The 7,661-nt window shown below is 43.4% G+C and carries 8 protein-coding genes; 6 read left to right on the forward strand and 2 right to left on the reverse strand.

The features are described from left to right. The first annotated feature begins 179 nt into the window (after positions 1–179). The 5 genes from VK541_RS09870 to VK541_RS09890 all read left to right on the forward strand — a co-directional run bounded on the left by VK541_RS09870 (position 180) and on the right by VK541_RS09890 (position 5,765). Positions 180–1,415, forward strand: coding sequence for a DEAD/DEAH box helicase (locus VK541_RS09870; RefSeq protein ID WP_324369467.1), 1,236 nt, complete (start codon positions 180–182; stop codon positions 1,413–1,415). Between the two features lie 47 nt (positions 1,416–1,462). Further along, entirely contained in the window at positions 1,463–2,743 is a 1,281-nt protein-coding gene (locus tag VK541_RS09875; RefSeq protein WP_324369469.1) for a replication-associated recombination protein A, read from the forward strand. A 1-nt stretch (position 2,744) separates the two neighbouring features. After that, the gene (locus VK541_RS09880; RefSeq protein WP_324369471.1) at positions 2,745–4,223 is read left to right on the forward strand and encodes a DUF5687 family protein; all 1,479 of its coding nucleotides are present in this window, start codon (positions 2,745–2,747) and stop codon (positions 4,221–4,223) included. After that, complete coding sequence (locus VK541_RS09885) at positions 4,220–4,918, forward strand: ABC transporter ATP-binding protein (RefSeq protein ID WP_324369473.1); 699 nt, start codon at positions 4,220–4,222, stop codon at positions 4,916–4,918. Before VK541_RS09880 ends, VK541_RS09885 begins: the two co-directional genes overlap by 4 nt. A 166-nt stretch (positions 4,919–5,084) precedes the next feature. Continuing rightward, positions 5,085–5,765, forward strand: coding sequence for an OmpA family protein (locus VK541_RS09890; RefSeq protein WP_324369476.1), 681 nt, complete (start codon positions 5,085–5,087; stop codon positions 5,763–5,765). 85 nt (positions 5,766–5,850) lie between these two features. On the opposite strand, the gene VK541_RS09895 is transcribed toward VK541_RS09890, so the two are convergent. Further along, positions 5,851–6,195: a hypothetical protein gene (locus VK541_RS09895; protein ID WP_324369478.1), complete on the reverse strand. Its 345-nt coding sequence runs from the start codon at positions 6,193–6,195 to the stop codon at positions 5,851–5,853. 112 nt (positions 6,196–6,307) lie between these two features. On the opposite strand from VK541_RS09895, the gene VK541_RS09900 reads away from it, so the two are divergent. Next, a complete protein-coding gene (locus VK541_RS09900; RefSeq protein ID WP_324369480.1) occupies positions 6,308–7,318 on the forward strand; it encodes a Gfo/Idh/MocA family oxidoreductase in 1,011 nt (336 codons plus the stop codon). Positions 7,319–7,377: 59 nt separating this feature from the next. On the opposite strand, the gene VK541_RS09905 is transcribed toward VK541_RS09900, so the two are convergent. Further along, a partial coding sequence (locus VK541_RS09905) for an alpha/beta fold hydrolase (RefSeq protein WP_414692617.1) occupies positions 7,378–7,661 on the reverse strand: 284 nt, incomplete at its 5' end.

Here is a 7,661-nt window from a genome sequence, read left to right on the forward strand (position 1 = left end):
GAGAGTTAACGGGGACATCAAAACTGAGACTCTGGAGATCGAAATGGGCGCACAGTATAATGGCAAGCTGGAAATGAAGCAGTTAATAAAAGCCGAAGAAAAAATGGCTGAGCATTAAAACTTTTTAATGCTGATTAAAAAGTCTACTTTTATGCCATAATAGTATTATATAAGTTATATTGGATTTTAAAGATTTTAATTTTAACCCTGATTTGTTTGAGGGTTTACAGGCAATGGGATTTCGCAATGCCACTCCTGTTCAGCAGGAAGCCATACCGCTCATTTTAAGCAAGAAAGATTTAATTGCCTGCGCGCAAACAGGGACCGGAAAGACAGGTGCTTACCTGCTGCCGATCATGAACATGATTGCCGGTACAGAGGACCGTCACAACAACACGCTGATCCTGGCCCCGACACGGGAGCTTGCGCAACAAATAGACCTGCAGGTGGAAGCGCTTTCCTATTTTACCAACATCAGCTCGCTGACCGTATACGGAGGCGGAGACGGGATTGCGTATGAACAGCAAAAACGTTCGATGCGTGAGGGGGTTGACATCATCATTGCTACGCCCGGACGGTTGATTTCCCACCTTTCATCGGGTGTTTTGAAACTTGATCAGCTGCAGCACCTGGTTCTGGATGAGGCTGATCGTATGCTCGACATGGGCTTTTATGATGACATCATGAAGATCGTGAGTTACCTGCCTCACAAAAGGCAGACAGTGATGTTTTCGGCCACGATGCCGCCCAAGATCAGAAAACTGGCGGGTAGTCTCTTAAACCACCCTGAGCAGATTAGTCTTGCAATATCTAAGCCGGCTGAAGGAATATCACAGCAGGTATATCTGATCGGTGATGAGCAAAAGGTGCCTTTATTGACATCCATTTTGAAAAATGGCGACTATAAAAGCATCATTGTTTTTGCTTCAACAAAGGAAAAGGTAAAAAATCTGGGTAAGGTTTTCCGGAATCTGGGTCTTAAAGCAGAGGCATTTCATTCTGATCTTGGACAAAGTGAAAGGGAAAGCATATTGCTCAAATTTAAAAACAAGCAATTGCCCATTATCATTGGTACTGATGTCCTGAGCCGTGGTATTGACGTGGAGGGAATAGACCTGGTCATCAATTTTGATGCTCCGCATGATGCAGAAGATTATGTGCACCGCATAGGACGTACAGCCAGAGCAGCTTCCAAAGGAACAGCAATTACGCTGGTCAATAACAGGGATAAGCGCAAGCTTGTCAATATCGAAAAACTGATTGAAAAGGAAATTGAGAGGATGCCTTTGCCTGAGCATCTGGGTGAAGCACTTGCTGAAGGGACAGTGGAGCCGTCCAGGGCAAGACCTGCCCATACAGACAAACCGAAACGCAAATTCTGGAAGAAAAAGCCTGCGAAAAATACCGGGGTTTAGTCTGAATCCGCTATAATTTCAACGGTGGGTTTTGTATCTTTACTTTTATGCAAAACCTACCTCCTTTAGCCGAACGTATGCGTCCGCAGAGTCTGGACGAGTATGTTGGCCAGCAGCATTTAGTTGGGCCGGATGCAGTACTTCGCAAAGCGATACAAAGCGGACAATTACCTTCCATGATCTTTTGGGGCCCTCCGGGTGTAGGAAAAACTACGCTTGCTTACATTATTTCGCAAACCCTGGACCGGCCGTTCTTTAACCTGAGTGCGATAAACTCCGGTGTAAAGGATATCCGCGATGTGATCGACAAAGCGGCCCAGCTGAAGGATAGCTTTTTGGGCTTGCCAATCCTTTTCATAGATGAGATCCATCGTTTCAGCAAATCACAACAGGACAGCTTACTGGGCGCTGTGGAGCGCGGCCTGGTGACGCTTATTGGTGCTACCACAGAGAATCCTTCTTTTGAGGTGATCTCAGCGCTGCTTTCCAGGTGCCAGGTGTACATTTTAAAGGCGCTGGATGAGGATGAGCTCTCGGGCTTGCTGCAAACGGCAATAAAACAGGATGTATTGCTCAAAGAAAAAAAAATAATCATAAAAGAACACGAGGCGCTGATCAGGCTTTCCGGCGGGGATGCAAGAAAACTGCTGAACGTGCTGGAGATAGCGGTGAATGGCATTGGTGGCAATAAAATAGTACTGACCAATGAAAATGTACTTTCCCATGCGCAGCAGAACCTGGCTTTGTATGACAAGGCGGGAGAACAGCATTATGACATCATATCGGCATTTATCAAATCCATACGGGGCAGTGATCCTAATGCGGCGGTATATTGGCTGGCACGTATGATTGAGGGAGGAGAGGATCCCTTGTTTATAGCCAGAAGATTATTAATTCTGGCCTCAGAAGATATTGGAAATGCAAATCCGAATGCGCTGCTCCTTGCAAACAATTGTTTCCAGGCCGTAAATGTGATCGGCTTTCCTGAATCAAGGATCATCCTGTCCCAGGCTGTTACCTACCTTGCCTCGTCGGCAAAAAGCAATGCGTCTTATGAGGCCATAAATAAAGCACAGGCTTTGGTGAAACAAACCGGCAATCTGCCAGTTCCGCTACATATCAGAAATGCACCGACAAAATTGATGAAGAACATCGGTTACGGTAAGGATTATCAATATGCCCATGGCTATGAGGGGAATTTTTCTGATCAGGAGTACTTTCCGGAGGAGCTTAGCGGGACAAAATTGTATGACCCCGGGAAAAATCCAGCTGAAGAAAAACTGAGAGAAAAGCTAAAACAGAACTGGAAAAACAAATATAAATATTGATATGCTCTCTACCTTTTTAAATCATCAATGGAAGGCCTTCCGGAGGTCCAGGAATAAGGGCGGGACGATTGCTGCCCAGATTTTTATGGGCTTTATGGTCCTTTATCTATTGGCCATAGCGCTTTTTCTGGGCTTTATGCTGCAGGAAATCATACCTAAGGTCTTTCCGGGGAAAGACATGATGTTCGTTTTTAACGGCTTCATCCTGTACTATTTTGCCCTGGATTTTGTGATGCGGATTCAGCTTCAGGACCTCCCGACGCTAAGCATTGTTCCATATTTGCACTTGAACATCCCAAGGAACAAGATCGTAAGTTTCTTAAATGTGCGTGCGGTATTTACCGCCTTCAACCTTTTTCCACTGATCCTTTTCCTGCCATTTTGCAGCACGGCCGTTGCCCGGTCCTTTGGTCCTTTGACGGCAGTGATGTATTGCATATCGATCATAGGGCTCTGTATTTTTAACAATTACCTGGCATTGTATATAAAAAGGCTGACCACTAGTAAGGCATATCTGATCTTTGTGGTTATGGGCTTTATCGCGGCGATCGGATTAATGGAATACTTTAAGGTATTTTCAATAGCGGGTCTGTCGAATAGCACTTTTATTTTCATTGCCAGAAACCCTTTCGCCGCACTTGTATTCCCGGCAATGGCGGGTGTGGTTTTCCTTATCAATGCCAATTACCTCAGAAGAAATCTGTATACTGAGGACCTGACAAATGGTGAGGCGAAAAAGGCAAGCACAGACTATCCTTTCCTGGACAGGTTTGGAGAGATGGGCACATTGATCGCCCTGGAACTGAAATTGATATTCAGGCATAAAAGGCCTCGATCCGCAGTCATTGTGAGTCTTATTTTTATTTTTTACGGCTTTCTTTTTTATAAGGAACACCTGCTGTCCACAAATTCATTTGCCATGATGGTCTTTGCCGCTACTTTTATGACGGGAAGTAATATCAGTATTTATGGACAATTTATGTTTGGCTGGCAGGGTGCCCACTTTGACGGGTTGATGGTGAGCAAAATCAACATCAGGAATTTCATTAAGGCCAAGTTTTTGATGTTCACGCTGGCTTCTACCTTAATGACGCTGGTCGTAAGTCTGTATGGTTTTATCAGCTGGAAGATATTGCTGATCCAATTTGCTGCTTATCTGTACAATGTTGGATTTGGAACAGTGATCATCCTCTATTTTGCTACCCGGAATTACAAAGCAATAGACCTTTCAAAAAGTTCAGGTTTTAATTACCAGGGTGTGGGTGCGAGTCAGTTTGTGCTGTTATTGCCCTATTTCCTGACACCTTACCTATTCTATACTCCTTTTGCTCTTGCAGGCCTCCCTTATCTGGGGATTGCCTGCATTGCCTTCGTGGGTTTGCTGTCACTAATAACCCGTAGTTACTGGGTGGAGTTTATATTCCGGGAATTCGATAAAAGAAAATATAAAATTGCCGCTGGCTTTAGAGAAGTACCATGATTTTAGAGATTACGAATTTAAAAAAAGTATACGGCGATAAGACCGTAGTGAATGTTCCTCTGCTGACGATAAATGAAGGCGAGACCATAGGTTTGGTGGGAAACAATGGCGCCGGAAAAACGACTTTGTTCCGGATGGCACTTGACCTGATCAGGCCGGACGGCGGGGAAGTGCTTTCCAGGGGCGAAAATGTATCTTCCGGTGACAACTGGAAAAACTATACCGCCTCCTATCTGGACGAAGGCTTTTTGATCGACTACCTTACCGCAGAAGAATATTTTATTTTTATCGGAAGCCTGCATAACCTGACTGCGGCCCATGTAATGGACTACCTCAAAAAATATGAGGAGTTTTTTAACGGGGAGATCCTGAACAGGGGGAAATACATCAGGGATTTTAGCAAAGGGAATCAGAATAAAGTTGGCATTGCTGCTGCATTGATGCAAAACCCTGAGCTGCTAGTCCTGGACGAGCCTTTCGCCAATCTGGATCCAACAACCCAGATCAGACTTAAAACGATAATCAAATCCTTAAAACAGGAAAAGAATATGGCTACGCTGATCTCCAGTCATGACCTGAATCATGTGACGGATGTATGTGACAGAATCATTCTTCTGGAAAAAGGTAAGATCATAAAAGATTTCATGAAGGACGAAAATACGCTGAAAGAGCTGGAAGAGTATTTTTCTGAATAATTCCTGCTGTCCTAAATTTGGGTCGATTATGCGTCAGATAACCTGATATCATATCCCATTTGCGGCGCTAACTTGTTGTCAAATTGTTTGTTGTAATCATAATGCGACAGCAATTAAAACTGGCATTAGGTTTGAGTAGTGCTCACAGCAAATAAACTATAGCATTATGATTACTTCAAAATTTAAAATAGCAACATTCAGCGTAGCATTGGCTCTTGGGGCAATGACCTTCCAGGGTTGCGATAGCTTGACAAAAACACAAAAAGGAGCAGGAATAGGTGCTGCCGCAGGCGGTGTATTGGGTGCGATCATTGGGAAAAAGGCCGGTAACACTGCAGTAGGCGCGATCATAGGTGCCGCAGTAGGCGGCACAGCGGGTGGTTTCATCGGTAAGAGAATGGATAAACAAGCAGCGGAAATTCAAAATGCAATTCCTAATGCGGAAGTTATCCGCGAGGGTGAGGGTATTATTGTGAAATTTGACAGCGGTATATTATTTGGATTTGATAAATCAGAATTGACTGCCCAGGCAAAATCAAACGTGAAGTCTTTAGCAGGTTCGTTAAATCAATATCCTGGAACAGACATTAAAGTGATCGGCCATACTGATAATAAGGGCACTGAAGCGTATAACATGGGCTTATCGGAAAGAAGAGCTGCGGCAGTTAAAGCATACGCTGTGTCTCAGGGTGTGCCCACATCAAGACTGATCACTGTCGGTAAAGGTTTTTCAGAGCCGATTGCGGATAATGCCACTGAAGAAGGAAGAGCTGCTAACCGCAGGGTCGAGGTGGTTATTGTTGCAAATGAGCAGTTGAAAAAAGAAGCACAGCAGCAAGGAAAATAAAACAAGTACATTTACATCTACCTATATATAGAAAAAACCCGTTGTACTTTGTACTTCGGGTTTTTCATTTTTAATCTTTATGGCATTATTCGTAAATATCTTCAAAGTATGCTATTGCCAGTGATTTGATGAGCAGTTCCTGCTCCATTAAGGCATATGAAGGAATGGGTTTTATCAGGTTCCAATGCGGCCACCCATCCTGATCAAGGCCTTCGAGCTCATAGAAACCCATTTCACTCAACAGGCGGCAAGTGGCGATGTGCATTAATTCTTCTTTCTGCCTTTTGCTAAATTTACCCGGTCCTTTTCCCAATTCCTGGACTCCGATCAGGAACAGGATTACTTTCAGATCAGGTGTATCAGAATCGAATTCCTGTGCTATTTTTTGTTGCAAAATTTTCCATTTTGCATGTATTTCTGCAGGTTTCATATTGCAAAGATACGATTAGCGTATAAGCTTTATTGCAATAACAATCACAGTAATAAAAATATATACCTATGAAAATTTATGGTTTAGCAAAGCGATTTATTATTTTTAGCGTATGAAAGAAATTGTAACCGGCTTAATGGCCTATGGTATGTCAGGAAAAGTTTTTCATGCCCCGTTTGTAAACGCGCATCCAGGATTTAAACTACATGCTGTAACCGAAAGAAACAAAAAGATTGCTGCCGCTGATTATCCTGGCGTGATTAGCTACGATACCATAGAAGACCTGATCTCTGATGAGGCTATCGAATTAATCATCATCAACACACCAAATTACACACATTATGATTATGCCGCAAAATCTCTGAGGGCGGGAAAACACATCCTGGTCGAAAAGCCTTTTACAGCCACTGCTGCGGAGGCTAAAGAGTTATTTGAACTGGCTGACAGTGTTGGAAAAAAAATATTCTTTTATCAGAACAGAAGATGGGACAGTGATTTTACTACTGTCCGTGAAGTGATACAAAGCGGAAAACTTGGGAAACTAAGTGAGGTACATTTCCGTTATGACAGGTATAGAGCTGCCATAGGGCCAAAAACCTTTAAGGAAGAACCTTTGGCTGCCAGCGGTCTGATGTATGACCTGGCACCACATTTATTGGATCAGGCCATTAGTATTTTTGGGAAGCCGGATTCCTTCTATAAAATCCTCGGTAAGAATCGCAAAGACACAAAAGTTGATGATTATTTCTCCATACACCTGAGTTATCCCGATAGTGTCAATGTATTTGTTCATGCAAATTTATTATTGGTTGATCCGCTGCCTGCCTTCGTTGTGAACGGTTCTTCAGGATCTTTGCAGAAAAAGCGCACTGACATCCAAGAAGAACAACTACTGAAACATATGAAACCGGACAACCCGGTTTATGGCATTGAACCTGAAGGAAACGAAGGAAAATTAACACTTATTGATGAAGACGGAAACAAATCAGTTCATCTTCTCCCATCTGAAAGGAGCAACTACCTGCCATTGTTTGAAGCCGTTTACCAGAGTATCGTAAATGACGTGCAATATCCGGTAAGCCGCGACCAGGTTCTTACACAATTGGAAATCCTCGAGGCTTAGTATATCAAAAAAACATTTGTCACAAAAGGACCGGGCACCGTGCCAGTCCTTTTGTGATTTTAAAGACTTCCCAATAGTGCTACAGTAAATTCGGTAGGCACTTCAATGTGAGGGATGTGTCCGCAACCGTCAAATTCGATGATTTTGGCTCCCGGTATCTTGGCCGCTGTTTGCTTCCCCAATAGTTTATATTGCCCGTATATCGCCTGTTGATCCGGACTAAGCAACGATTTACCAATAATTGTCTTGTCTTCCTTTCCGATAAATAAAACTGTCGGCACCCGGATGTTGTAAAATTCGTAAACGACCGGCTGTTCATAGATCATGGTATAAGTCATTGCAG

Origin of the sequence: Pedobacter sp. (assembly GCF_035317785.1) — a bacterium.
Classification (GTDB): Bacteria; Bacteroidota; Bacteroidia; order Sphingobacteriales; family Sphingobacteriaceae; genus Pedobacter.